The sequence below is a fragment of the Alkaliphilus crotonatoxidans genome (genome assembly GCF_054658015.1).
Window position 1 is genome coordinate 629,819 of record NZ_BAAHXS010000004.1, and the last position, 25,206, is coordinate 655,024.

The 25,206-nt window shown below is 41.5% G+C and carries 22 protein-coding genes; 3 read left to right on the plus strand and 19 right to left on the minus strand.

Translation table 11 applies throughout. From position 1 onward, the window contains the following. Positions 1 to 24 precede the first annotated feature (24 nt). The gene (locus ACYQ1I_RS05530) at positions 25 to 1,254 is read right to left on the minus strand and encodes a hypothetical protein (RefSeq protein WP_459763180.1); all 1,230 of its coding nucleotides are present in this window, start codon (positions 1,252 to 1,254) and stop codon (positions 25 to 27) included. Between the two features lie 234 nt (positions 1,255 to 1,488). Between ACYQ1I_RS05530 and ACYQ1I_RS05535 the strand changes: the two genes are divergently transcribed. Beyond that, positions 1,489 to 2,052 (plus strand): hypothetical protein, encoded by a 564-nt coding sequence (locus ACYQ1I_RS05535; RefSeq protein ID WP_459763182.1) that lies wholly within the window; start codon positions 1,489 to 1,491, stop codon positions 2,050 to 2,052. 96 nt (positions 2,053 to 2,148) lie between these two features. On the opposite strand, the gene ACYQ1I_RS05540 is transcribed toward ACYQ1I_RS05535, so the two are convergent. The 7 genes from ACYQ1I_RS05540 to ACYQ1I_RS05570 all read right to left on the minus strand — a co-directional run bounded on the left by ACYQ1I_RS05540 (position 2,149) and on the right by ACYQ1I_RS05570 (position 10,433). Beyond that, positions 2,149 to 4,938: an MSEP-CTERM sorting domain-containing protein gene (locus ACYQ1I_RS05540; RefSeq protein ID WP_459763184.1), complete on the minus strand. Its 2,790-nt coding sequence runs from the start codon at positions 4,936 to 4,938 to the stop codon at positions 2,149 to 2,151. After that, positions 4,922 to 5,443: an exosortase K gene (gene xrtK / locus ACYQ1I_RS05545; RefSeq protein ID WP_459763186.1), complete on the minus strand. Its 522-nt coding sequence runs from the start codon at positions 5,441 to 5,443 to the stop codon at positions 4,922 to 4,924. The genes ACYQ1I_RS05540 and xrtK overlap by 17 nt, the downstream gene beginning before the upstream one ends. 130 nt (positions 5,444 to 5,573) lie before the next feature. Continuing rightward, a complete protein-coding gene (locus tag ACYQ1I_RS05550) occupies positions 5,574 to 6,521 on the minus strand; it encodes an alpha/beta hydrolase (RefSeq protein ID WP_459763188.1) in 948 nt (315 codons plus the stop codon). Positions 6,522 to 6,791: 270 nt separating this feature from the next. Then, positions 6,792 to 7,766 (minus strand): siderophore ABC transporter substrate-binding protein, encoded by a 975-nt coding sequence (locus ACYQ1I_RS05555; RefSeq protein WP_459763190.1) that lies wholly within the window; start codon positions 7,764 to 7,766, stop codon positions 6,792 to 6,794. Between the two features lie 20 nt (positions 7,767 to 7,786). Continuing rightward, positions 7,787 to 8,542, minus strand: a complete 756-nt coding sequence (locus ACYQ1I_RS05560) for an iron ABC transporter ATP-binding protein (RefSeq protein WP_459763192.1) — start codon at positions 8,540 to 8,542, stop codon at positions 7,787 to 7,789. Continuing rightward, positions 8,539 to 9,489 (minus strand): iron chelate uptake ABC transporter family permease subunit, encoded by a 951-nt coding sequence (locus ACYQ1I_RS05565; protein WP_459763194.1) that lies wholly within the window; start codon positions 9,487 to 9,489, stop codon positions 8,539 to 8,541. The genes ACYQ1I_RS05560 and ACYQ1I_RS05565 overlap by 4 nt, the downstream gene beginning before the upstream one ends. Next, positions 9,486 to 10,433, minus strand: a complete 948-nt coding sequence (locus ACYQ1I_RS05570; RefSeq protein ID WP_459763196.1) for an ABC transporter permease — start codon at positions 10,431 to 10,433, stop codon at positions 9,486 to 9,488. The genes ACYQ1I_RS05565 and ACYQ1I_RS05570 overlap by 4 nt, the downstream gene beginning before the upstream one ends. A gap of 180 nt (positions 10,434 to 10,613) precedes the next feature. Between ACYQ1I_RS05570 and ACYQ1I_RS05575 the strand changes: the two genes are divergently transcribed. Continuing rightward, positions 10,614 to 11,423 (plus strand): helix-turn-helix transcriptional regulator, encoded by an 810-nt coding sequence (locus tag ACYQ1I_RS05575; RefSeq protein ID WP_459763198.1) that lies wholly within the window; start codon positions 10,614 to 10,616, stop codon positions 11,421 to 11,423. Positions 11,424 to 11,454: 31 nt separating this feature from the next. Here the strand turns inward: ACYQ1I_RS05575 and recQ are convergent, their stop codons facing one another. The 8 genes from recQ to ACYQ1I_RS05615 all read right to left on the minus strand — a co-directional run bounded on the left by recQ (position 11,455) and on the right by ACYQ1I_RS05615 (position 19,878). Beyond that, on the minus strand, positions 11,455 to 13,578 hold the full coding sequence (recQ, locus tag ACYQ1I_RS05580) for a DNA helicase RecQ (protein WP_459763200.1): 2,124 nt from the start codon (positions 13,576 to 13,578) through the stop codon (positions 11,455 to 11,457). A gap of 195 nt (positions 13,579 to 13,773) precedes the next feature. Next, a complete protein-coding gene (locus ACYQ1I_RS05585; protein WP_459763202.1) occupies positions 13,774 to 15,150 on the minus strand; it encodes a GntP family permease in 1,377 nt (458 codons plus the stop codon). 118 nt (positions 15,151 to 15,268) lie between these two features. Beyond that, positions 15,269 to 16,267, minus strand: a complete 999-nt coding sequence (gene pdxA, locus ACYQ1I_RS05590; RefSeq protein WP_459763204.1) for a 4-hydroxythreonine-4-phosphate dehydrogenase PdxA — start codon at positions 16,265 to 16,267, stop codon at positions 15,269 to 15,271. 18 nt (positions 16,268 to 16,285) lie between these two features. After that, positions 16,286 to 17,599, minus strand: coding sequence for a four-carbon acid sugar kinase family protein (locus tag ACYQ1I_RS05595; RefSeq protein WP_459763206.1), 1,314 nt, complete (start codon positions 17,597 to 17,599; stop codon positions 16,286 to 16,288). A 48-nt stretch (positions 17,600 to 17,647) separates the two neighbouring features. Next, positions 17,648 to 18,418, minus strand: a complete 771-nt coding sequence (locus tag ACYQ1I_RS05600) for a DeoR/GlpR family DNA-binding transcription regulator (protein WP_459763208.1) — start codon at positions 18,416 to 18,418, stop codon at positions 17,648 to 17,650. A gap of 205 nt (positions 18,419 to 18,623) precedes the next feature. Continuing rightward, complete coding sequence (locus ACYQ1I_RS05605; protein ID WP_459763210.1) at positions 18,624 to 18,719, minus strand: hypothetical protein; 96 nt, start codon at positions 18,717 to 18,719, stop codon at positions 18,624 to 18,626. Between the two features lie 53 nt (positions 18,720 to 18,772). Beyond that, positions 18,773 to 19,336, minus strand: coding sequence for a chromate transporter (locus ACYQ1I_RS05610; protein WP_459763212.1), 564 nt, complete (start codon positions 19,334 to 19,336; stop codon positions 18,773 to 18,775). Further along, complete coding sequence (locus ACYQ1I_RS05615; RefSeq protein WP_459763214.1) at positions 19,333 to 19,878, minus strand: chromate transporter; 546 nt, start codon at positions 19,876 to 19,878, stop codon at positions 19,333 to 19,335. The genes ACYQ1I_RS05610 and ACYQ1I_RS05615 overlap by 4 nt, the downstream gene beginning before the upstream one ends. A gap of 242 nt (positions 19,879 to 20,120) precedes the next feature. On the opposite strand from ACYQ1I_RS05615, the gene ACYQ1I_RS05620 reads away from it, so the two are divergent. Then, positions 20,121 to 21,476: an APC family permease gene (locus ACYQ1I_RS05620; RefSeq protein WP_459763216.1), complete on the plus strand. Its 1,356-nt coding sequence runs from the start codon at positions 20,121 to 20,123 to the stop codon at positions 21,474 to 21,476. Positions 21,477 to 21,544: 68 nt separating this feature from the next. On the opposite strand, the gene ACYQ1I_RS05625 is transcribed toward ACYQ1I_RS05620, so the two are convergent. From ACYQ1I_RS05625 to ACYQ1I_RS05635, 3 genes are all read right to left on the minus strand, one after another. Continuing rightward, a complete protein-coding gene (locus ACYQ1I_RS05625; protein WP_459763218.1) occupies positions 21,545 to 23,425 on the minus strand; it encodes a sensor histidine kinase in 1,881 nt (626 codons plus the stop codon). Continuing rightward, complete coding sequence (locus tag ACYQ1I_RS05630; protein ID WP_459763220.1) at positions 23,422 to 24,102, minus strand: response regulator transcription factor; 681 nt, start codon at positions 24,100 to 24,102, stop codon at positions 23,422 to 23,424. Before ACYQ1I_RS05630 ends, ACYQ1I_RS05625 begins: the two co-directional genes overlap by 4 nt. A gap of 85 nt (positions 24,103 to 24,187) precedes the next feature. Beyond that, the gene (locus tag ACYQ1I_RS05635; RefSeq protein ID WP_459763222.1) at positions 24,188 to 24,928 is read right to left on the minus strand and encodes a hypothetical protein; all 741 of its coding nucleotides are present in this window, start codon (positions 24,926 to 24,928) and stop codon (positions 24,188 to 24,190) included. Between the last annotated feature and the right edge of the window lie 278 nt (positions 24,929 to 25,206).

Sequence of the window (25,206 nt, forward strand, 5' to 3'; positions counted from 1 at the left end):
CGGAAGATCCGGGGCTGATTTTATTTAACTCGACTCCAGGGCAGCTACGATCCTTTGCAGCTCCTCTGCCGAAAAGCTCTGTTGAAACTTGCTTTTAATCTTCTGCCAATAGCTTAAGGGTAAAATAGAGCAGGCTTCCAACCTTTTAAGGTAGTCTTTAGTAAAAAGGCCTTGGTTATGGGAGATGGCCTCTAAAACCATCATTTTACAGCTTTCCTTCATAATTTCCTTCAGCCTGAGGGCCGCCTGGCTTGTAAAGAGATTGGAAGCCCCTAGGGCTTCTTCAATAAACCAAAATAGCTTATTGACCAAATGATCCAGGGGAAAGGCCCCTGCCACTTGTGAAAAGAGGGTCATATGGCCCTGTTTTTGGTCTGTCATGACATCCTGCAAATCGTCAATTAGCTGTAAAAAAACACCATAATTGAAGAAAAATTTAGCTTCTTCCTCTGTTAAGCTGCCCTTTACCAGGTATCCGTCGGCTAAAACAGAGGTTCCTCCCTTTTTAAGGGTAATGTCAAGGATATTGCTCTCATAGGGAATTGTTTTGCCCCTTTGCTGCTTAAGGCTTTTTTCCTGGGCCCGATGAATGGCCAAAAGACCTTCATGTACGCCGGGGTAAGTATGCCTGGGATACTGGCCTTCTATCCTTCTAACCAGTTGCAGAATTTTTACCTCCAGCCGGCAGGCCGGCTCTGGTGTCTGCCCCTGGAGCCAGGCCCCAAGGCGTTGGTTAAATTGATGCTTTTGCTCCAGAGGAACGGCGATATCGTCAAGGTAATTGTCGCTATAGGGATAAAGCATACTATAGGAGAAAATTGCAGGGCTTAATGCTGCCTTATTGCCCCATAAAATCTGCATGCTATTCATAATCCAAACATTTCTGATGGCTTGGAAAATATCATATAGATCTATATCTGAATCAAAGCTTCTGGCTTCCTTAATAAAGGCTTCGGTTACCTCTGGATAGCCCCATTCTGAAAAAAAGTCGATACAGCTCTGATGGTAGCCGATTATATTAGCTTCTAAGGCTCTAATTAAATTCATAATTTTATGCTCCAACTCCGTACTATTGTTTTGCCTTAGGGCGGTAGTCAGCTCTTTTCTAAAGGCCTCCACCTGACGTCGATTGTATCTTCTATGGCTGGGGTCTGTTTCCTCTCGAAGGGGAAAATCCGACCTGGCCTGCCACCATAGCCGCAGACTATTCGAAAGGAGAAGAGCAATGTCGATTTCTATGTAATTATGCTCCATGTCTTTCCTCCTGTCTGAATGAATATTTGTATTATCTATTATTCTACAGAGAAATTTATTTTCCTTTAATACCAGATATGGGGGTTTTTCAATGGTTGTTTAAATTAGTATGGTTTATCCAATTAATAACTATTTACTACTGACAATATATATGTTAATTTTATAATAGTTTCCTTAAACCAATTGGATTGTCAACTTTAAATTGTAAATACAGAAGGAGTGGAATAATAAATTATGCAAGACCAATATATTTATCTGGTTTTTACAAAAACCGGTACCTGGTTATCCAGGTTAATTAATCTTTTTTCGGATACAAAATACGTGCATGCATCCATTAGCTTTGATCCTACCTTTCGTGAAATGTATTCCTTCGGCAGAACTAATCCCAACAATCCCTTTTCAGGGGGACTGGTGGAGGAAAATTTACATGATGGTGTCTATAAAAAATTCAGCCATAGTGAATGTTTAATTTACCGAGTAAAGGTATCTGGAAAACAGATGACCTTCCTTAAGAAAGAAATTGAAATCTTTCTTGCCCAGAAGGAGAAATACCGATACAATTTTTTAGGCCTGTTTGGTGTTTTATTGAATAAACCATTAAAAAGAAGACATCATTATTTCTGCTCGCAATTTGTATATGAAATACTGATTAAAAGTAATATCTTCAAACTGAATAAGGCGCCAGAGCTGGTGAAGACCACTGATTTATTTCTCATTGAAAATAAGGAATTAATTTATAAAGGCTATATTCGGCAATATCATCGCTTAGAAGATGTGATCATGACTCAGGGCGCTTAAATTACTTATTTTTTAAGATTACTGCCATTATTTAATTAGATATTTTAATTCATGAAATTTAAGCCGCCACGGAATATATCCATGGCGGCTTTTATATTAGGCCTTTTTTCTCCTTCTAATGCAGATAAACAACCCTGTTAAAAGGCATAGAATTAACAAAGATGGTTCATCCATTTGAACAAAATCGTTGATATCAAGGGCCTTATTGGTGGCCAACAGATCTTTTTGCCTTTGCAGCATGGCCTTTTCCTGAGCTTCGGTTTCAAGTACAATAAAGGAGGTCATCGGGCCCATTACTTCATTGGCAATACTGTTTTTCACCATGGCCAGATTAATTTGGGTCCCTTCTTCCGGCTTAAGCATGTGGGCCATATGCATGGCCTTAAGTATTACTCCTGCATTCCATTTTGATTCCCTGATTACCTCCTGTCCTAAGGGCGGTTCACTTAGCAGCAGCAGGGTATCCTGTTGATTGTCGGGCAGGTAATAGCTTTTACCATCTGGCGAACGCCAGTGTAAAACTAAAGGGGTTTCAATTTTATCCTGTCTGTCCATGGGCAGCCGTGAATCTAATAGGGAATGTCGATATAGGTTACCTGATAAATCCAGGTGGTAATAGCTTGAGCCCTCTGGTGCGGTAAATTGAAAAAATTGAAAGTTTTCAGGCTTAATGGCCCGATGAAAATAATTGCTGACGACAATGACCACAGGATAATAATCACTGTTTTCCATATAATGCTGATAATAGATTTTCTTAATGCTGTAATCCAGATTGAATCCTCCTTGAAGGGGCAGCTCATTTTTTAAAGTCCCTTCATGATGATTAATATCCAGTACCTTCTCTTGATAATTTACAGCAATTATTTGAAGCGACGTATTTTCCAGCCGGTTATCTTTGATATATTCCTCCACACGCTGATGATAATCTTGAATCAACCCTTCACCGGCCTTGGAGTAATCAATTAAAAAATAATAGGCAGGCTGCCGTTTCACGGCCCTTAAACCTTCCTTTTCCTCCCTGGTAATATAGGCAAGCCAGGGATATTCCTGAAGCGGGGCGATATTGAGTCGGTTCTCCCCCTCCTGGGGCTGACCCAGTTGAAGGGTCTTGCCGTCAATATACAGCTCCATTGGTGCCCGGTGGATAATTTCAATTCCTGTCTCTCTTGTTTCCATAGGGGCAAAGGGAAATACTTTAAATTCTACTAAATCACTGCTGGTATAGGTTAACAGACCTGGGTCCTTTCTGATATTCCTTACCTGCTGATAGGCCCAATTGGCCGCCCTTTTGTCTGCTAGGAGTCCATATTTCTTGTGGGGCCCCACATACAGATAATAATCGCTGATATAGCTTCCCTCGGGAAGGCGAAGGGTGGTAATGTATTCCTCCTGGGCATAGCTATTATTCTTTAAGGTCAAATGGATCCAGCTTCGATAATGACCTGTTGCTTCATCAATACTGGTTTCTGATCTGGCTTCAGTCAGCCGCACCCGCCTGGTAATTGAACTATTTTGATTTTCCGTATTTAATTCTTCCTGTTCACCATAAAAAATAGCCTCCAACCGGTTGATCTTTTCCCTTGAAATGGTCAGATTATCTAAGACAAAATACCGGTAAAGGGCAGAAAGATAAGGGATATTGTTATTTCTGGTTAAACCATCGAAGCCTGCCAAATCGGTGGATGCTGAATACTTAATATTGTCTATGGCCCGCTTCATGGCTGATGGATTTAGCTTCTGTTTTAGGGGTTCCTGGTAGCTTCTACGATAAACATAGTTCAGCCCTCGATCAAGGTGATATTGATCCTGGTAAACGGTAACTGTCAGGACTAAAGGAATCACCATAAGGCCTGCCACAAAGACAATTGTAAGCCTTTTGCTTTTGTAGGTCTCCTTTAAGTATTCAAAGTCCAGCCATAGAGATTGAATATGCATAAATAAAAGCACTAATGGAATTAACAGCAGTCCCCCCAAACCAACGAAAATAATGCCCAAAATTGAAAGGGGCAGATAGGGAAGAAATACAATTGCAAAATATAGGGTATAAGCAAGGGTAATGGCCTTGGCAATAAATAGTGCCAAACGGATTCGGGGCTGCTCTGCCTTAGGTAACCATAATAAAATGATGATGAGCAGATTCAATATATAAAATATTGGGTGAGAAAAGTTACCAAACATATTGGATAGTGTTTGATTCAATGCCAGCCCTGTCAATGACCCAATTGATACAACAACCAATAGGTATTTCCGCCACATGTCTGATTTTCTGATTAATATGCCATAGAGAATACGTATAAAAAGAAAAAAGAACATCAGTATACTTACCACAAATATAATTAAAACCAATGATTGAATTAGCTTGGGTATCGAATGAACAGACAGGATGCCAAAAACTACATTGGCCCCCATGTACCAAATCAAAGGGATTGCCATCATCATAGCGGTGTCTTTAGACAGACTGCCTGCTCCATATCTTTCTACATGTAAATGAACCAACAGCAGCATGCCATGACCCAGGGCCGGCATGATTAGGGTTAAAACTACCACCGAGGGGGATATTCCCATTAGCATCCAGCTATCGATGCTGACAGGAATCATACTGGTTTCTCCGAAGAAATAAAAGCTTACCAGAAATACATAGCCCATAAGCTCGGCGGCCCAAAGCGGGGGAATTTTTTTCTTTTTAATCACAAGCCATATGGCATGAAGGGTAATGACAATCAAGCCAATCATAAGGGCTGTAAAGAAAATTTTCCATTTATGTAAAGCCTCCTTTGAAAGCTCCGTATTGATAATGTGATACACCCTGCTGAACAGAACCAACAATAAAAGCTGCGGCAGCGTAACTGTAAAAAACAGCAAATAAGGCCTATAGAGTCGTTCCATGATCAACCCTCCTTTTTTTCAATATCTTGTTAACAAGTACATAGGCAATTACCAAATAACTAAAGTAAAAAACGATTCCGATAAGTTGGTGAATAGCCGATTGATACCGGCCAACCAAAAGTCCCAGCCTCATTAGCAGCAAGGTGCTGATAATCCTTGAACTATTGGCCACTATGGTTAACCCGTAGGCCGATAAAAGGAACAGGAACCATGCCTTTAGCTGCTTTTGTTTACCTTTAATGACAGGAATAAAGCTAAAAACCAGCATGGCAAACAGCAGAGAAAAGAAGTTGCCCCCGGCACAGGCCTTGCCAATCACTACTTGAAGCCCTTCATTTACAAAGCCTGCCCCTTCTACAAAATGAAACTCAGTAGTCGTAAACAATGATACCAGCAGGGTAACGGGCTTTAAAATGAACAGTATACGATCTATCTCTTTTACCCGGGTTAAAAGCTGTATTAAAGCTACCACAAGAATCGTTGCAAAATAGACGGTTTTTTTCATATCCTAGGCTCCGTTTCTACAAATTAACCATGTACCCTACTATCATACTATAATTTTTTTCGGTTAAAAAGACCAATCCATGGGATTGATCTTAACATATAAAAAAATTTATTGGAGCTTTAAGAGAAGGCTATGGGGTTAAAAGGGCCTCAACAAAGTCTTGAATATGCCTTTGATAACCCTGGGTATCTTTCCAGTAGGCGTTTCCATGACCTGCATCCTCTACTAGAAATTTTCTCTTTTGCTCTGTTTTTACGGCCCCAAAGAGCTCATGTACCATCCAGGTAGGAACAAATTTGTCGTCGGTTCCGTGTATAAAAAGAATCGGAAGATTTGTTTTAGCCACCTGCCTGACTGCCGAAGCCTCCTTGAAGAAATAGCCTGCCCTCAGCTTGCATATTAAACTGGTGATAGGCAATAATGGTATGGCAGGAATCCTATACATTTTCTTCAGCTGATGGGTTAAAATATCCTGGGCCGAGGTATAGGCACAATCAGAAATAATACCCACCACATTGTCAGGAAGCCTTTCACCACTGGTCATCAATACTGTGGCACCGCCCATGGAAATGCCATGAAGAATAATTTTTCCCGCCCCGTGATTTAAGTCAATGATCCGTTGAATCCATTGAAGAAGATCCAACCGATCATGCCAGCCAAAGCCAATGTAGTTCCCCTGACTTTCACCATGACCCCTTAAATCTGGCATTAATACATTGAAACCTAACTTCTCGCAGTAATATTGGGCCAAAAAAGCCATCGACTGCCCCCGACCGGCATATCCATGTACTAAAATAACCGTATTTTCACTGGGCCCTTGGGCGGTTAAATAAATGGCCTTAAGGGTTAATCCGTCCTTTGATACAATATGCAGCTTTGTTTGACTTTGGGCTGCCAGCCATGCCTTACCTGCACCCCAAGTTTCATCCACCGATTCCCTGGGTATGTCTGGATTGTTTTGAATAAAGTCCTTTTTTCTTCTTTGTACACCAACACGATAGAAATACCACGCTGCTGCCAAAAGAACAGCCAGTAAAACCAAGAGAAAATAAATTAAAAGTATGAAGGAATGTTTCAATTTTTTCACCTCTAAAACTTTTTATAAAATATTTTTAAAACTGGTTGACTTTTATTCCACTTATTCTATTTTATATATTGTGGGCATTAACCTAATACCCTGTATCACCTAAACTCAGGTTTTTCTAGGCTAATTTATATAATCCTAATATATACCATCATTTTACATATGTAAACCATATATTCAATTGATAAAAAAACACCGCCTCGCTTTATGAAAACGAGGCGGTGTCATTCTTTATTTTAAGATAAAAAGGGGGAGTTGTAGACTTTACTGTATTGCGGCTTGCATCTCATCAATCATAATTTTGGTTCCCTTAAGGCCTCCTGTAGCCACATACCAAATTTGCGAATCTAAGTATATGATTTTGTCATTTTGGTACGCCTGGGTCATTTTAATTAGATCGTTGTCTAAGGTTTGCATGGCTGTAACGCTTCCGCCGACGGTGGCGGCTCTATCAATGACAAAAATATATTCGGGGTCCTTCTCTACAATATATTCAAAGGATACGCTTTGACCATGGTTGGCAATTTCAATTTCTTTATCTACTGCAGGGAAGGCAAATTCATTATGAATTACACCAAATCTTGATCCTTCTCCGTAGGCGCTTAAAGAACCATCGTTAGCCATGATAATCAGAGAGTCGGTAACCTTACCTGCCACTGCCTCCTTCAGACTGCCAATACGGCTTTCAATTTGACTGATCTCTGCTTCAACAAAGTCTGATTGATTAAAGATATTACCTAGAGTTCTTAGGTTTTCACTGAAGGAGCCAATGTAATCATCGGTATCTATGACAAGATATACTGTAGGTGCAATTTTTTCTAATTCTTCATATACACTTGCCTGTCTTCCCGAGATAAAGATGACATCAGGATTTAATTCATAAATCTTTTCATAGTCAGGCTCAAATAGTGTTCCGATATCCTCATATTGATCTGAATTGAACTTTTCTAAATAGGTGGGGATATTGGATTTTGGTAAGCCTAAGACCTCTACCCCCATCTCATCAAGGGAATCCAGGGTGGCATAGTCAAACACCAATACCCTTTCAGGATTGACCTTTACAGTAGCTTTACCAAGCTCATGGGTTATTTCAATCTCTGTTGGTGTGGTATCTCCAGCCTCGGTATCGTTCTCGGGTGCGATTGCCGGTTCAGCAGGGGGCGCCTGGGTGGAGCAAGCTGTCAGGGCCAATGCACTAATCAATAAAATTAAGAGCGTTAACATTCTTTTCTTCTTCATATTTTCACCTCATGTTTTTTTTAAAAATAGATACAGATTCGATTGCTTTCTATTTCTTGAATTTTGAAATCCATCTCATAAATTTCCTTTAGAACCCCTTGGTCAATGATCTCGTCGGTAAAACCTGTTTTAACTACCTTGCCCTGCTTCATGGCCACAATATAGTCGGAATAGCAGGAGGCGAAATTAATATCATGCATCACCAATACGATGGTCTTTCCCAAATCCTTTACCATGGCCCTTAGTATTTTCATAATTTCCACCGCATGCTTCATATCCAGGTTGTTTAAGGGCTCATCCAGTAAGATGTAATCTGTGTTTTGGGCCAATACCATGGCAATATAGGCTCGCTGTCTTTGGCCTCCGCTTAACTCATCCAGATACTGATGCTGAATATCTTCAAGCTTTAGGTAAGCAATGGCTCTATCAATATACCCTTGATCCTCCTCTGTCGGGTTCCCCTGGGAATAGGGAAACCTGCCAAAGCTCACAAGCTCCCGGATTGTCAGCCTGATATTGATATGGTTTGCCTGCTTTAGAATAGACAGCTTCTTAGCCAGCTCTCTGGTGTTCCATTGGCCAATATCCCTGCCCTCCAGGCATATTTGCCCGGCATCCTTGTCGATTAGTCGGCTGATCAGGCCAAGGAGTGTACTTTTTCCTGCCCCATTGGCACCAATAAAGGAGGTAATTTTCCCTGTAGGAACCTGAATGGACACGGAATCCAGTACTGTTTTGGCGCCATATCGTTTACTTACTTCCTTTACTTCAATCATCCCTGACTCTCCTTTAACAGTAAATAGATAAAATAGGTGCCCCCAATCAGGTTAATAACAACACTTATGGGAGTTTGGAATCTTAAGGCCCGTTCTATAATGAATTGTCCGCCTACCAGGGCGACTCCACTTATCAGCATAGAGCCTGCTACCAGGTACTTATGCTGATAGGTTTTTAAAGATTCCCGGGCAAGATTTGCCACTAAAATACCCAGAAAGGTAATGGGCCCCACCAGGGCCGTGGAAACCGACACCATCATCGCCACTACAACCAGCATCCTTTTAACTATCCGGTCGTAGGGCACCCCCAGGTTAATGGCCTGCTCTCTTCCTAAAGAAACCACATCTAGTAGGTGAACGTGCAGATACGCATAAAGGATACAGGCTACGATCAGTACTGCGGCCAGCTTCAAAATATCGGTGTTGACTTGATTAAAGCTGGCGAACATTTTGCTCTGTATAACGAGGAACTCATTGGGATCAATCAGTAGCTGCATAAAGCTTGACATACTTTGAAAAAGACTCCCCAATATGACCCCTACCAAGAGAAGAAAGAAAATATTTTGTGATTTTCTTTTAAACAGCCAATAGTATAAAAGGGCTGAAAACCCCATCATCAGGCCCACTGACAGTAAAAAGTTAGTGTGACTGCTAATGATAGCCATACCTGATGAGCCTAAAAAGAATACCACGGTGGTTTGAAGAAACATGTAAAGTGAATCTAACCCTAGGATGCTGGGGGTTAAAATACGATTGTTGGTAATGGTCTGGAATATGATGGTGGAAAGAGCAATGGCCCCACCGGTGAATACAATGGCGATAACCTTGGGAATCCTCCTAGAAAGGGCATATTGCCAGCTATTGGGATTCAGCCCAAAGCATAAAAACAGTACTATCAGCCCAATAAAGGCTGCAATTAAAAGGCCCAGCCGACCCCTGATCTTCATGCTTCATTCCTCCTTACCAGTAGATAGAGGAATATTACACTTCCAATGACACCTACCATCAGACTGATGGGTATTTCATAGGGAAAAATAATAATCCTTCCAAGTATGTCACAAAACAAGAGGAACACAGCCCCCAGTAAGGCGGTTGGCATCAAATTCTTCTTTAAGTTGTCTCCTCCATAGAGGGAAACGATATTTGGAATAATGAGTCCTAAAAAGGGAATTTGCCCTACTGTAATCACCACCAGGGAGCTTATCAATGCAATAATGACAACCCCCACGTTCACCACACGGTTATAATTTAGACCTAAGTTTTTAGCGAAGGCTTCTCCCATTCCCACAACGGTAAACTGATTGGCATAGACAAAGGCAATTACGGTGAGGGGAATGCTTAAATACAATAGCTCGTATCTTCCTTTAATTACCATTGCAAAATTACCCTGGAGCAATGCATTCATACTTTGTATCAGATCGTACTTATAAGCAAAGAAGGTCGTAACTGAATCGATAATGCTCCCCAGCATAATACCAATCAGTGGAACAAAAATCATATTTTTAAACTTGATTTTTCTCAATATGGTCATAAATAAAAAGGTTCCCCCCAGAGCAAAAATAAAGGCAATTACCATCTTGTTGAAGGTTGAGGCGGAATAAAACCATATTAATGAAACCAAAAACCCTAATTTAGCTGAATCTACAGTGGTGGCTGTGGTAGGGGAAACAAATTTATTTCTGGTAATCTGCTGCATAATCAGGCCTGAAAGGGCCATACCCATGCCTGAAACAATAATACTGATCAGTCTGGGAAAACGACTTATAAACAAAATTTGGAGACTTTCGTAATTTAACTTCAAAATATCTGCAAGCTGAATGTTTTTAGCTCCAATCAAAATAGAAGCCACTGATAATATCACCAGTGCCAAAATTAAATATCTTTTCTTCATGCTTCCTCCTTACATCATTTTGTATGACAGTTTGACACCTCCCTAAGTTAATTGTTATAATAAATGATAATGATTATGATTTTCTTTCTCAACTAAATATAGCACTATTTTTTAGATTATAATTAATTATATTTTGATTTTTATAACTAAATTTAGGTATTTTGAAAGGGAGCTGCTGGTATGATCAATTACTGTTATTTTGAAAAGCATATTATCAAAATGCTTAAAGATTTTTATCTTTGTACCCATATCCCCATCAGAACCTATAATTTTGATGGCAGTATTATACATACCGAGGGGTATGCTTCCCGCTATGATGAATTATTTCGTCAATTTGACCTCTACGAACAGATAAAAGAAAAAATGCTTGAAGAGGACGGCGATCACCTGGTCACCCTCACCTGTCGGGAAGATTTTTATTTTACTGCCTGCCGGATATGTCCTAAGACAGTTCACCGGGGAATTCATATTATTGGCCCCTACACCTGTAAGCCTGAAAATTCCAATGATCTTTTATATAAACCAAAAAATTGTATTCCCCATTTGGTTACACTGCTTAGAAACATCGGTTCTGAAAGCCCCTATTTGAGGCATCTGCAGATTAAGGAGGAGCAAATACATAGCCTGCACGTAAAAAGGGCTTTAGATTATATTACCGCTCATTATCATGAGCCTGTAACCCTGACCAGTATTACAAGGTACCTAAAAATCAGCCGCAGTTATTTTTGTACGATCCTCAAAAAAGAAACGGGTAAAACCTTTTCGCAAATATTAAATGAAATACGGGTAGAAAAAAGTAAACGCCTGCTTCTTGAAACTGATTTACCCTTGCTGGAGGTGGCCCTGGCAGTAGGCTTCAATAATCAAAATTATTACAATATGGCCTTCAAGAGACTGACTAAAGAGACCCCTTCTTCCTTCAGAAATACTGCTTTCGACGTGCAATCTGAGATATTGCCCTCTGACAGCCTAAATAAAGGGATCACCTGACCAAATAGTACAATTGGTCAGGTGATCCCCTTTATTTGAGATATTTTAATATTACGGCCTTTATGGCCATATAATCAATTTCCTCTGGAAGGGCCTCCTTAACAGGTTTAAGCTTTTCGTACCCTACCTGTTGAATAGTCTTGAGAATTAATGCTTCATGCTCTTTGGGGATAAAATCATCCAGGGATACATCAAGCCCTTCATCATAGCATCTAAAGATATGCTCCTGTACCGTCAGGGGCTTGAGATTCCGCTTCCGGGCTATATCAGTGATTGACATTCCCCCTTGGTACATTTCATGGGTAATCTGATGACTTGGGGACTCCTGCTTGTTTGGCATCCTTTCTTTTATGGCTTCCCTGCCCTTAGGGAGCGCAAGCCTATGCTCCTTCATGTAGGCATCAATCAGCTGTAAAAAGGCTTCTCCGTACTTTTCTAGCTTGGCTTGGCCAACCCCTTTTATTCTGCCAAACTGACTCTGGCTTACGGGAAGGACCTCACTCATTTCCCTCAGGGTACTGTCATGGAAGATCACATAGGGGGGCACCTGCTCCCTTGCAGAAATATCTTTACGCAGTTTCCTAAGCTGTTCTAATAAGCCCTGGTCTGCTTCCACCACCGATGGCCTGTAATGGATTTTTTGATAGACCTTTTCTTGATTTTTCAATACCCCTACAGCCCTTTGCTGTAATTTTACCACAGGGTATTCATCCTCCGTCAGCCCCAGGTAGCCCTCTGCAATTAATAGGTTAGTCATATCCTTTATCTGCTTCAGGGTATAGTCTGCCATAATACCATAGGTCGTTAATTGATTCAGGCCCAGCTGTGTCAGCCTTTTCACCCGGGAACCCTTCAGCACCTGCGCAATCATCGAAACCCCGTAACGCTCCTTCATTCGATAGATACAAGAGAATATTTTCTGGGCTTCTATGGTGATATCCTCAAGCTCAGATTCGTCGGTACAGGTGCTACAGTTTTGGCATTGTTCTGCCAATCCCACCTCACCAAAATATTCAAGTATGTACTTTCTCAGACATTGGGAGCTATGGCAATAATCAACCATGACCTGTAGCTTTTTATATTCATATTGCTTTCTTTCGTCGCTTAACTGGTTTACCTGGATCATATAGCGCTGAAGCAGTACGTCGGCCTGGGAAAAGAGCAAAATACATTCACCGGGCTCTCCGTCCCGCCCGGCCCGGCCTGCCTCTTGATAATAGGCCTCAATATTTTTAGGCATATTGTAATGAATAACATAACGTACATTGGATTTATCAATCCCCATGCCAAAGGCATTGGTGGCAACAATCACCTTTACATCGTCAAATATGAAGGCCTCCTGGGCCTGGCTACGGGCTGTATCCTCCATTCCACCATGATAGGCTGCTACGGAATAGCCCCTGGCCTTTAGTTTCGTAAAAAGCTTTTCTACCTCCTTGCGGGTGGCTGCATAGATTATTCCAGACTGGTGCTGATGACCTTCAAGATAATTAAATAAAAAGGCTTCTTTATCGACTCCCCGCTGTACCGATAAATATAAATTTTTTCGGTCATACCCCGTAATAAAGGTATTGGGATTTTTTAGTTTTAGTAGATTAACCACATCATATTTTACCTCGTCAGTAGCAGTTGCTGTGAAGGCGGCCACCACCGGGCGCTTCTGAAGGCCTTTAATAAAAGAGCCTATCAGTTGATAGCTGGGCCTGAAATCGTGGCCCCATTGAGATACACAATGGGCTTCGTCAATGGCTATGAAGCTGATGTCAAGCTGCTGGATGAGACCTTTAAATTCCTCAGAGGCCAATCTTTCCGGTGCCACATATATCAGCCGGTACCTTCCCTGGCGTAGGCCTTCTATCCGTTCCCTTACAGCACCGACCTCCAGGGAACTGTTAATAAAGGTCGAGGTAATGCCCAATTGGGCCAGGGTTTCGTTTTGATCCTTCATTAGGGATATTAAGGGTGAAATTACCAGGGTAATCCCTGAAAACATCAGAGCGGGAATTTGATAGCATATGGATTTTCCTCCGCCGGTGGGCATGATGCCGAAGGTATCGTGGCTATTCAGGATTGATTGTATAATTTGCTCCTGTCCCCTTCGAAAGGAGTCATACCCATAATATTTTTTTAATAGTTGTCGAGCCTGTGCTAGCATATTTTTTACCTTCTCCTTGATGGTTCAAACCATCTGGTTTTTACTGATCTATATACTATCATATTATATATTTATTTTTGATACAAGGAAGCTGCTGACTTCTTTTTCTGCCCAAGACAAAAACCAGGAGGAAATCTCCCTGCCTGGTTTTCATCTTGGCTACCTTTTATTATATTATCTTTATACTTTTTGAAGCTACCCGAAGATGGCATTCACCACCAACAGACTCACCAATCCCACCGCCCAGGCAATGGTTGTGGTTACAGACCAGACTCTGATCTGCTCCTTCACATTTTTAATTCCCAGCATACGGTTAACAACCCAGAAATAGCTATCGTTAAAATATGAGAATATTAAAGATCCTGTGCAGGCAGCCAGGGCTGCAAATACCGGGTTCACATCTAATCCTGCGATCATGGGAGCCGTAATAGAGGCGGCCGTAACCATGGCAACGGTACCGCTCCCCTGAATTAATCGAACGGCTGAGGCTACAATAAATGGAATTAGTATCACCGGCAAAGAGGTACTGGCAATTAATTGGGCCAAATAGTCCCCTGTTCCGCTGTCTCTTAATACGGTTCCCAGGGCTCCGCCACCACCTGTTACCAGTATAATAATACCTGCAGACCGAATACCCTGTTCCATTTTTTCAAGGGTTTCTTCCCGGGTCAGGTTTTTCGTTAATCCCAATATGGCGATTAGAAGGCCGATTGCCACTGCAATAACGGGGGTACCCAGAAAGTTAATAATCGATACAGCCTGACCAGTTAAGCCCAATACAGCAGAAATTGTTTGAAGTAAAATCAAAATTACCGGTACAATAATGGGTGCAAAGGCCATCATGGTGGAGGGCAGGTTTTCATGATCTGACCCTTGTTCTAGGCTGTCATAAACCGGCTCTTGATACTGAGGCCGAAGCCATGAGTCCCCCTCGCCAGGAAGCTGATAAATTTTCTTGCCCAGCCAACGGCCATACATCATCCCTGACAGGGTCATAGGTATGGCCAGTAAAAGCCCCCAAAGCAAGACACTGCCGACACTGACACCAAAAATTCCGGCAACACCTACCGGGCCGGGGGTTGGAGGCACTAAAGAGTGGGTAATCACAAGTCCCAATGCCAGGGAGATACCCAAAGATATAACTGATTTTTTGGTCTTTCGGGAAATGGCCTTGACCAAAGGAGATAAAATAACAAAGCCTGAATCACAGAAGATGGGGATTGACACAATAAAGCCGGTTATGGCCAGGGCCAGCTCCTCTCGCTTTTTCCCCAACAGTTTAATAAAGGTCTGAGCCATCCTTTCGGCTGCCCCAGAGGCTTCAAAGAGCTGACCCATCATGACACCAAATCCAATGATAATTCCGATACTGCCAAGGGTACTTCCAAACCCGCTTGTAATGGAGGTGATAACGTTATTGGCGGGCATCCCGCCGATTAAACCAGTGACTGAAGCAGCAATAATAAGTGCTAGGAAAGCATGTACCTTTGTTTTTAAAATTAATATCAATAGTAGAATGATACCAAGGGCCAAGCCCAATATCATTTGTCCGCCAGATACGGCTGCATCCATATTTGATTTCTCCTTTCATAATCCTTTTAAGGTATTGTTAAATATTTATCGAAACGTTTTCATATTGCTTCCAATAAAGCTTTAAAGCCTTAGGCTTTAAAGCTTTTATTGGCTATTCTTATTTTTTAAAGCTGGGGCCATATTTTGCTGCAATTTTAATGGCTTCGATCATACTGACAGGGCTGGCCATTCCTGTACCGGCAATATCGAAGGCTGTACCGTGGTCTACCGAGGTTCTTAAAAAGGGCATATTGTTGGTTAGGGAGATGGTTCTTTCAAAGTCTACCATTTTTGTCGCTATATGGCCTTGGTCATGATACAGTGACAAAATGGCATCAAACTTGCCCTTCAACCCAAAATAGAATACTGAATCTGCTGGTACCGGCCCCACCACATTGATTCCTTCCCTTTGGGCGGCTTCTATGGCTGGTACAATCTCATCAACCTCTTCTCGACCAAAGAGGCCGTTTTCACCGCTATGGGGGTTAAGTCCTGCAACGGCCAGGCTGCCATCCTTAATACCCAGCCTTTCAAGGGCCCTGTAGGACCTTTGAATATAATCAAGCACCCGCTCCTTTTTTACTAAATCGCAGGCCTTGCTGAGGGATACGTGGCGGGATAGGAAGAACACCCTCAATTTATCCACCTCAAACATGGTCAGGGGATCAGCGGTATTGGTTAGATCTGCCAAAATTTCGGTATGGCCGATATAGTCAATTTTTGCTGCCTTTAGGGCTTCCTTGTTGATGGGTGTAGTGGCTAAAACATCAATTTCGCCTGACATGGCCATTTCCACCGATCTTTTAATATAGTCAAAGGCCGCCTGTCCTGCCATCGCCTGAACTTTGCCAAACTCCAGCCTTTTAACATCTACATTATTTAGGTCAATTAAGTTGAGTATGCCCTTCCTGTAGTCACCTTCTGAAGCCTCTTGAACCACATTGATGCTCAATTTTACTTTGCAAATTTCCATTGCCTGGGTCAGGGTATTTTTATCACCAATAACCAGCGATCTGCTTACTTCATGTATAGCAGGCTCTGCCAGGGCCTTTACGACAATTTCAGGGCCGATTCCTGCCGGATCTCCCATTGGTATACCGATAACCGGTCTTTCCATATTAAACAGCTCCCTTCTCTATAAATCGTAATAATATTCATTTGATATTTTTGTCAAAAGGTACTCTATACCTTCTACCATAGCCATGTCATCTCCCACCAGGCCTCCCTTGGTAATAATAGGGGTGTGGTTATATTCACCGTCAATGATTCGACCATAGGCAGCCAGTGGTAACACCTCATCCTTTACTTCAATACCCGAGGAGGAAAGCCATCGACAGACCTCAACGGTAACATCTCCGCCGCTGGTATAAAGTCCTCCTATCAAGCCTTTGCTAACCTTCATCATGGTTGCAGTGATTCTTCCAAGCCCCATGGCTATTCGCTGGGCTACTTCGTCCTCTGAAATTTTCAGTTCGCCGGCAACAGCCCTTAAATTCAGCACCTTACCACCGTTTGTGGTGATTCCCAGCACCTGATACCTACCGATACCTTCCATTAAGGCTGATACCACCCGATCGATCTCCAGGGCTGCCGATCGATCATCAAGTAAGGCCTCAGGATCAACCTTGACAATTAACGGATTATACTTTAGCTTTAGCTCCTCAAGCTGTCGTTTAGTCTGCTGGGTCACACTGCCCACTGCAAAAAAGGCTTTTTTTCCAGGAACAGCGGCATGTTCCCTTCCTAGAAGGGCTTTGGCAAGATGGGCAGTAAAGGGACCCGGGTCCACCGCCACAACTGAAAGTTCTGTTTTTGCCAAGACGCTGGCAATGGCATTAATTTCATCATCGGTGGTGGCATCAATAATAATGATCCTTTTACCCTTTTCCTTTTCTGCCAGGATGGCCTTTTTTAAATCGGCTTCAGCCGCCAATACGCTTTTCAAGGGAATATACCCCACCTGATACTTAGTTTGACTCTGAACCAGATCAATAATACAGGAGGTATGAACCGGCGTTTTGGGGTCATTTGCCACATCGGTTTTCTCAAGGGGTATTCCGTTAACCAGTAAATAACCCCCTACTGAAATTCTTCCCGAAGAAGGGAAGGATGCCACTACTACAGCCACTTCATCCCCAGTCAGAGAATCCAGTACTGCATCAATTTCAGCCCCTACGTTTCCCCTGAGGGTGGTATCAATTCGTTTACTAAAGAGCCTTACACCATTATGGCTAAAATATTTTACCGTATTGGCAACCGTTTCATAGGCCTCTTGGCTTGCCATGCCACGACTGTTGGTACTGATGGAAATGGCATCGAAGCTCTTTTTTTCCTGCGCCGCTGCATCTAAGTTTAAATAGGTGGCTGCCTGGAAGCCCTTCCTGGAAAGCAGCACCCCGGTAGCATTGGCACCTGTTAAATCATCTGCGATTACTACAATACTCGACATTGGTCTTCCTCCCTTACTGCTGGTTGAGGGGTACAGCTGCTGTAAAAATTAGGCTTGGTCAATGATATCTATGTTTAGCTTTTTTTCCTTAAATAATTCAACAAGCTCCTTTTCCATAGATGAATCAGTAATGATTAAATCAAGGGAATCGATTTCACAAACCTTGGCAAAGCTTTTTCTGCCAAATTTGGAGCTGTCACTGACCAAAACTTTTTTCTCTGCGGCCCTCATCATCATTTGCTTAAGCTTTGCCTTTTCAATGCTGGGCGTGGTAACACCAAAATCAATATCCACTGCGCCGGCCCCCATAAATATAATATCTGCAAAAATCTCGTTGAAAAATTCCTTTGCATGGCTGCCCATCATGGTGCCGGTACTCCTTTGTATCATTCCGCCACAGCAGTAAACTGTAACGTTTTCAAAGGGATATAGAAAGGCTGCAATCATGACATCATTGGTAATTACCTTTAAATCATCCAAATGGGCGATTTGCCTGGCAATTTCCATATTGGTGGTGCCTGCATCCAGTATGATGGTATAACCATCCTCCACCAGGGTGCTGGCGTATTCAGCAAGGCTCTTTTTGGCTTCAATGTTGGTGGTGGCCTTTTCTTGATAGGAAACCTCTTTAATTAAGTGCTCCTTCAGGATGGCCCCTCCATAGGTTCTGGTAACGTAGCCCTCCTCCTCAAGGAATTGAAGGTCTCTTCTAATGGTCATTGCCGATACCTTTAAGGCCTCTGCCAATTCCTCTACCACAACCTTCCCATTTTCTTTTAAATATTCCGTTATTCTAGCCCTTCTTTCAACAGGCAGCATAGATCAAAACACCCCTTATGTTTGTTTCAAAATGTTTGTTTCAAACAAGGTAAGCGCTATTTTTTGTTTGATTATGTTCATTATAAACAAAAACGAACACAAGAACAATAGCTTTATTAAATTTATTTTTTAACATTCTTGTCTATTTAATAACGTTTTCTAAATAAAAGTAAATGGCGCCAGGATTTCCTGGCGCCATTTACTTTTATTTTATTGATTCAGCCATTTTAATTAACGATTCCCTTGAAACCATTCCTCTACCTGAGAAGGAATACAGTACACCATCAGCCTCCCACTCCAATGAGCCTTCATCAATTAATAGGGCATCTACGCCATTGATTGTTCTTAGCTTCTTTAATATCGAAAAATAACGCCAATAATTCCACCAGCCACAATATAGAGTATCGGGTGCTTCTTGTAGCGATAAATTAGAAACAGCATGACGGTAAATAAGGCCAGAGCCTTATAATTTAATAGTGTAGCAAAATTATAGGTTTCGAGAAACTGCTCTGCATTTAAAAGGGAGATTTTTACAACCTCGAAGCCTGCTGCAGCGATTAGTCCCACCACCGCCGGCCTGACTCCGTTGAACCCGGCCCTTACTGTGGGCTGTTCGCTGAATTTCATAAAATAATGGGCGATTAGTATAATAATGATAATGGACGGTGTCACGATTCCTAACGTAGCTACGACCCCTCCTAAAACACCGCCTGTCTGAAAGCCGACAAAGGTGGCGGTATTGATGCCGATAGGGCCTGGGGTTGACTCGGCTACCGCAATCATATTCAACAGATCCTCTGAGGTGATCCAGCCATATTGCTCAGCTAAATGATAAAGAAAGGGCAGCGTGGCCAAGCCTCCACCGATAGAAAATAGTCCTATTTTAAAGAATTCAATCAATACTTGAATATAAATCATTGTAGCTCTGCCTCCTTTTTGCCCATGGTTACAATACCCACTACAGCAGAAAAAATAATTACATAGATTGGAGATAGGCTGGTAAAGGCAATTACCAGAAACGACACACCGAATAGCACAATTCCGATCCAGTTTTTAATAGATTGCTTCCACATTTTGATAATAGTTTGTATAATCAATGCCACCACCACAATTCTTACGCCGGAAAAGGCATGCTGTACCACGGCATAATCTTGAAAATGTGTGAAAAAGGCCGCAATAATGGTAATTATCAAAACAGATGGAAAGACCATTCCCAGGGTAGACACAATCGCCCCGGGTATCCCCCTTCTTCGGTAGCCAATAAATGTAGCCACATTAATGGCTATAATGCCCGGGGTACATTGACCTATAGCATAATAGTCAATAACCTCATCATCCGTGGCCCATTTTTTCTTCTCAACAATTTCCCTTTGGATGATGGGCAGCATGGCATAACCACCGCCAAAGGTGAATGCTCCCATACGGGCAAAAACAAGAAATAATGCCAATAATTCCTTCATTACTTCATCTCCTTATACAGATATGTAGGGCTGATTTGCAGCTAAACCAACTACCCTGTTCTATCATAATAGTATAATTCAATAGGCTTGTTAACGCAAGGACTGTAAAGTAAGAAAATATGAAACAAAATAATGGTTGACAACCTGTAATTAAATCAATAGAATGAATGTGGAAATCAATGCTTAATATAAGTTATTAGCTTTAGGAAGGACTCATTACAGCGTAGGAAGGATGGAGAAATGTGAGTACAGTAAAAAGCAGCGTATCAATTAAGCAAGAAAAAATAAGGTCTTTAAAGAAGGAAATTGGTCTTGGTGAGGCTATCACCATGGTAGTGGGGGTTGTTATTGGCTCTGGAATCTTTTTTAAATCTTCTGCTGTCTTTGCCAATGCCGGTACCCCTTTTTTGGGAGTTTTAGCATGGGCTCTGGGTGGGTTGGTTACAATTGCTTCTGCCCTGACCATTACTGAAATTGCCACTGCTATTCCCAAGACCGGGGGCATTTTTATTTATTTAAAGGAATTATATGGTGAACGTTGGGCATTTTTATTTGGCTGGGTACAGTCACTGATTTATGTTCCAGGGGTTACCGCCGCCCTTTCGATTGTTTTTGTAACCCAGGCCACCTTTTTTATTCCATTATCAGACTTCAGTCAAAAAATCCTGGCCATCGCACTTATCTACCTGCTCATTTTAGTTAATATTTTATCAACAAAGCTGGGAAGCAAGGTACAGTTTATTTCTACCATTGCAAAGCTGATCCCCATTGTTATTATCATTGGCTTTGGATTGGTCAAGGGCACTGCAGGTGGCTTTGGGGCGGTCACCTCGGCCACCGGCAGTACTACTGGCTTGGCGGGCTTTGGCGCTGCCCTTCTGGGAACTCTGTGGGCCTACGATGGCTGGGTCGGTGTCGGTAATATGTCTGGCGAGCTTAAAAACCCCAATCGAGACTTGCCAAGATCTATTATTTTAGGATTATCTCTGACGATTTTAGTTTATGTATTGATTAATCTTGCCATTATTAATATTATCCCTGTTGATAAAGTAATTGCCTCCAGTACGCCTGCTTCAGATGCAGCCATTGTACTATTTGGTAATGGCGGGGCAGGTTTCATTGCTGCAGGAATTATGATTTCAATCTTTGGTGCCCTGAACGGTTATTTACTGACAGGGGTTAGAATTCCCTTCGCCATGGCCCAGGATCAGCTTTTTCCCTTTTCAAAGACCTTTGGGAAAATTGATCAACGATTCGAAACACCCCTCAATTCCTTTGTACTGGTGGGTGTGCTAGCCTCTATTTATGTGCTTAGTGGTTCCTTTGAAATCTTAACGAACCTGGCAATGTTTGTAAGCTGGCTGTTTTTTATTATGGCTGTTTCTGGTATTTTTGTTTTAAGGAAACGATTCAACCACCTTCCTCGAAGCTATAGGGTACCGCTGTATCCCTTTATCCCTTGCCTTGGAATTATTGGCGGTACCTACATTATTTTAAGCACCCTTCTAACCGATACTACCTATGCCCTATATGGCTTTGGTATTACCCTGGTGGGGCTTCCGGTTTATCGATTGATTAAAAAAAGTAATCCCATATAATATTCGGTACTCCCATATGACCGTCAGCATATTTTAAAGGCTGATGGTCTTTTTTCTTTTCTTAAGGCTTATTCTACGCATTTTTTAAGGGTAAAATAAAACTTAACGCCCTTGACAGTATTCATAACGCCAAATTCACTATTATGCAGCTCTAATATATTTTTTACAATAGATAACCCAAGGCCCGTTCCCCCAGCCTGTCGATTTCTGGACGCTTCGACCCGGTAGAAGCGATCCCATATATGCTTTAGCTTATCATGCGGAATGGGTTTGCCTTCATTTTCAATTTCAAGTAAAATATTAGCCCCTTCCTCTTTAATAACAATGTCTATTGATCTTTTATAGTCGGTATGCCTGAGGGCATTGGTAAGTATGTTAACAATGACCTGCTCAATTCTTCGTTTATCGGCCATTACCCAATAGCAATGGCTATCATTAATATGCAGCTTGATACTTTTATCTTCCAGCTGTTGTTTAAACCGATTCACGATTGTATCAATTAAAGCTAAAATATCAAATTCCTCGGTAAATAGCTCATATGCCTTTGATTCCAGCTTTGATAAATCCAGCATATCCAGTACCAGGGCATCCATCTTCTCTATTTCATCTAATAGCACATCAAAATAATAGTCTCGTTTTTCCATGGCTACACCATCCTTTAACCCCTCGGTAAAACCCCTCATTATTCCCAATGGGGTCTTCAGCTCATGGGATACACTAGAAACAAACTCTTTTCTCATCCGTTCCAGGCTCCGCTCCTTTTCAATTTCAATTTTTAATCTTTCGTTTGTATCCTTAAGGGTTTCCATATTATTCTTTAGGTTTGTTGATAATACGTTGAGACTACTGGCCAGATTGCCAATTTCATCATCAGACATAACATCACATTGTACTGAAAAGTCTAGTTCTGCCATTTTAATGGCTACGTCATTAATTTTAATTAAAGGATGGGCAATTAATCGGGAATAAATGTAGGATAATAGTAATATAATCAGCAGGGCTCCAATGAATCCGTATATATAATAGGCCTTCATGGCCTTCATGGCTTCTCCAACGGGCTGAAGGGATGACAGGGCAAAGATCATTTCCTTTAGCACACCATTTTCAAAGATTGGCTTAACCAGTACAATGTTTTCAATACCATTTAGTGGATTAACATATTGATAACTGATAATCTGATCCTGCTCCAATGAAAAATCACTGGTTTTTGAAAGCCAGAACCAGTTGTCAATAGCTGACCAAAGCATGTTTTCTCTAAATGGAAGCAGATAATCCTTATGCTCCGGCAGATTTAATTCAATGATAGTTCCCTTTATTTCCTGCATATTAATCCGCAGGATCTCAGTTTTCATCTCAACAGCCTCAGCGGCTTCAACAACTTTTTGTGTCGGCTCCGGCTTCACACCTCTTATTAGAGCAACCCTGTCAATCGGGTCATCATTTAATGTAACACTATTAGCGGCCACAACTAATGAATCTCGTTGATTATTGCTGGATATGCTGTAGGGATATAACAAGTTATTTTTTCCAACACCATATACACCCCTTATGGCAACTGTATCGCCCGGTTTAAGATTTGATTGTTGTATTAATTCCAGCATATTCATATTGTTAATTAGTACGGTTATGACTTCATGCTCTTCTGTTTCCAGCACCAGATTGAAGGAGGCCATATGCTTTGCAGCACCATTTTCATTCAAAATAACCACCTGTGCATTGTTTTCATTAATAAATTGATTAATATTTTTGGTGACGGTAGCTTGATCCCAGGCCTCTTTACGATATTTCTGACTGAATTCCATCACATTTTTTTCAAGCTGGCTAATTTTATGACGTATGTAAAAGCCCTCGAAGAACATGGATTGACTAAAGGCCTGCATCAATAAAAATAAGATGAAGAAAAAAGTCGTAATAATAAATAGCTTAAAGGTAATACTCTTTCTTCTCATTTATTCACCTCAAATTTATAACCTATCCGATTAATTGTATTAATGTGTTTAGCCTTATCCTTTAACTTGCTACGGAGCTTTTTTATATGGGTATCGATGGTACGTAGATCACCAAAATAGTCGTATCCCCATATATGGTTAATGATACTTTCTCTAGTTAGCACCATTTCCTTATTTTCAATCATATACACCAGCAGATCAAATTCCTTTGGTGTCAGCTCAAGCAATTCATCTTCAATTTTAACAGTGCGGGAAGACCTGTTGACTTCGATCCCGGCACAAATCAATGTATTATCTTCCTTGCCGATATTACCCTCTACCCGCTTTAACAGGGTTTTACACTTTGCCACCAATACCTTTGGGCTAAAGGGCTTTGTTATATAGTCATCGGCCCCCAGCTCGTAGCCCATTAGCTTATCATCCTCATCAGATCGGGCCGTCAACATAATAATCGGTATATCAGATTCTTTTCTGATTCTTTTACAAACCGCCCACCCATCTATTTCAGGTATCATGATATCTAATATCACTAAATGTATACTGTTTTCCCCAAACATTTCCAGGGCCTCTCTTCCGTTGGCGGCTTCAAAGATATGGTAGTTTTCCTTAGCAAAATAATCTACCATGATTTCCCGCATTCTTCTTTCGTCCTCAATCAAAAGCAGATTTCTGTTCATCAAATCCCTCCAAGCCAAAAACCAAATGCCAATACCTGCTTAGGCTGTTGGCCCATAGCAGGCATTGGCTGATCTATATAATAACCTACTCTATTTCTTTTGCTTCTATTGCAGTTGCTGGCCTTACTTGCTGTGGCAATGTAATGGTGACACCATTGATAGTCATTTCATTGGCAAAGAATAGATTGCCATCCAGGGTGATTGTCATGGCTACGACACAATCACCATCAGTCATTAATAGTTCGTCTCCCTCTTCTTGTCTAGTTTCCCTTAGCCGTTCAATTCTTTCACCAGTTTCCAGCTTAGCGGCTTCATCGGAGGCCAGATCCTTTATGTCTACTACCCCGTCTCGAATCTTAACGGTGATTGTTCCAGCTGCTTTTTCTGCCAGAGTAAGGATTTTGCCTTCTTCCAGCTCCAATACCTCAATTCTTTCTTTTATATCTTCAAGATTTGTTGCTTCTCCCCTTTTAAATGCCAGCGTACCCCCTTTGCTTTCACCGATTAATCCTTGTCTCTCACTGGCTTCAAAGCCCTTTAGTTCAATTTGGTTTCCAACCTGTACATTGGCATCTTGATATGCCTTCAGCTCCTTAAAGGCGGCAATGGGTACTATGTACTCATTGTCCTCTGCGTCCACCACCACAAGGCTTAGGTCGTTAATCTCCTTAACGGTACCCATAAGGCTTTGAACCTCAATCTCGCCATTGATGGCTATACGCTCAACTTGAACTTCCTCAGCCGGCTGCTCATGGGCCGAAACCGGTACCGCAAATATGGATGTTGTCAGCACCAAGGCTAATGCAGTTGATAATACTCTTTTCATAATTCATTCCTCCTCAATATTATTTTTTTATCTTGCAATTATAGTTTAAGCTTTATTTGTGTCTATTCTGTGAACAAATCTCGAACTTTTTATGTTTATATCAAATCAGGAATGATCAATTATGATTATTATAAGATGCCAAAAAGACAAGGAGGATTTTGACGCTGGAAGTGTATTTATTAAAAAGTCAATTTAAAAAAATGATATCACCTCCAAAATAACTGGAGGTGACTTAATTTTTAATGACAGTTGGTTTACGCTGGCATCTTTTTTCCAAT